Source organism: Moorena sp. SIO1F2, from assembly GCF_010672755.1.
GTDB lineage: Bacteria > Cyanobacteriota > Cyanobacteriia > Cyanobacteriales > Coleofasciculaceae > Moorena.
Genome location: NZ_JAAHFV010000620.1, coordinates 1 through 1,904, shown reverse-complemented (window position 1 = coordinate 1,904; position 1,904 = coordinate 1). Strand labels below are relative to the sequence as shown.

Sequence of the window (1,904 nt, the reverse complement as noted above, 5' to 3'; positions counted from 1 at the left end):
ACTAACACGGGCAATATGGTAGGGGCCATAGTTAGTAAACAATACTGCGATTTTGAGCACTTGATTTAGATAAAAAAATATATATACTAAATTCTGTTTTAAGTCGCACCTAAATTTTGCGTAGTGGCGTGGCACACCTAAAAATGTTTGTTGGGTTGAGCGGTAGGGAAACCCAACAAAGCGTTACTGGTGTTGGGTTTCATTCTTCAACCCAACCTACGCTTATTGCACCATTTTAGATGTGTCGGTCTAGTAGGGTGCGTTAGGGGGGTTTTCATTTTCCGCCTCGTAGCCAGGGTTAGGTTGCTGCCCGTAACGCACCACCGGGTCAAACAGCTTTTAGGAGATGCACCCCTTTTGCCTCTTGTATGCCTTTGTCGGCAATACGTGCGTTTACAACCTAGATACAAACGCTATAAATGAGATGTAGACATAAATCTTCCCTTAGATTTTTTAGATCCGTAGCGTTCTAGCATAAGCACAAACACATATCCAAACAAAGCTGGCCATAATACCAGTAGGGTAAATTCTCGACCTAAGTTAAACGTCAGCCCTAAACAAATCAGAAATAATCCTAGGCGCAGGGTGGAAAATTGCTGTGCCCAGAGTCTACCCATAAAACTTGCCCAAGCCGCCATTAAAATCGCCGCACCCATTGGTCCCAAAATAGGACCAAAATTAAAAAATCCTTGTCCAATTAATCCAGTTGACACAGTAGCAAATACCCCTATACTATTATCAGCACCACCAAATCCCCGTAAGATGGCATAATCAATTCCAATTAGAGGTTTATTAGGCCATATTGCTCTAGGAATTATATTAGCTGCTTCTGCTAAATAGCGACCTCCGTACGTTAAATTTAGGCTTCCTTCTTGGTAAAAATAATTGATGTAACACAGCTCTTCTAGCATATTTAATCCCAAGTGCCCTTCTTCCTCTACTTCTTCTTGGAATTGCGGGGCAACATCTGGATTAAATAATTCATTAAAACCAATGTTACGATAAGTAATAATTAACGTCATCAATTCATTAATAGCCCAAAAAGTAGCCATGGTAATTAATGCCTTTTTCCAAAGCGGATCTCTGGAAAATAACGCATAGCTAAAATAGCCTGGCATAATCACTGCTAGAAGCTGGTTACGAGCTCCCAGAAAAATAAAATAGGGCAGTACAATCAATACAAGCAAAAGATTTAATGTCTTCAATTTACGGCCCATTTGGAGGGGCAAAAGCACGCCAAAAAATGCACAAACTAGGGTATAAACATAACCGGCGGAAGAAATAATAAATCCATTACCACCAGCAGCAGCAGCCCGACCCCACATTTGCCGTCCAGTACGAGCTGCAATTGGAAATAAAGCAGTGAAAATATCGCCGTTGAGACGGCTAACACCATATCCTAATAAACATAGCCAGACGAAGGCTAGAACCATTAAAAGTTGTTCAGGATTAAAGGCAGTAAATTTCCAAGCAGTATGGTAGTTTTTAAGGAAGCGGCGAGAAATGGAAGGGATTAACAAGCGAAAAGTGATTAAAAAAGTAATTATTTGCCAATAAGAGGATTCTATTATTTCTGAAGGAAACTGAAGGAAGTTTTCAGGGGTGTAAATTAGTTCTATAAAATACCACGCTCCAACAGTTGCATACACCGCCAGGGCGGGAATACTCCAAGCTCGTTTGTCTTTGACTAAAAACGCTTCAATGACTAAGATAAAAAGTAGGCTTGAAGCCATTATATAAATAGGGACAAGGGCTTCGGGAAACCCTACAGAATCAGTCATTAATCAAAACTATAATAAAGGGAGTAGGGAGTAGGGAGTCGGGAGTAGGGAGTAGGGAGTCGGGAGTAGGGAGTAGGGAGTAGGGAGTAGGGAGTAGGGAGTCGGGAGTAGGGAGTAGGGAGT

The 1,904-nt window shown here is 41.3% G+C and carries 1 protein-coding gene; it reads right to left on the bottom strand.

Features of this window, described 5'->3' with window-relative positions; translation table 11 throughout:
• Positions 1–413 precede the first annotated feature (413 nt).
• Complete coding sequence (locus tag F6J94_RS33455) at positions 414–1,781, bottom strand: hypothetical protein (protein WP_293048182.1); 1,368 nt, start codon at positions 1,779–1,781, stop codon at positions 414–416.
• Between the last annotated feature and the right edge of the window lie 123 nt (positions 1,782–1,904).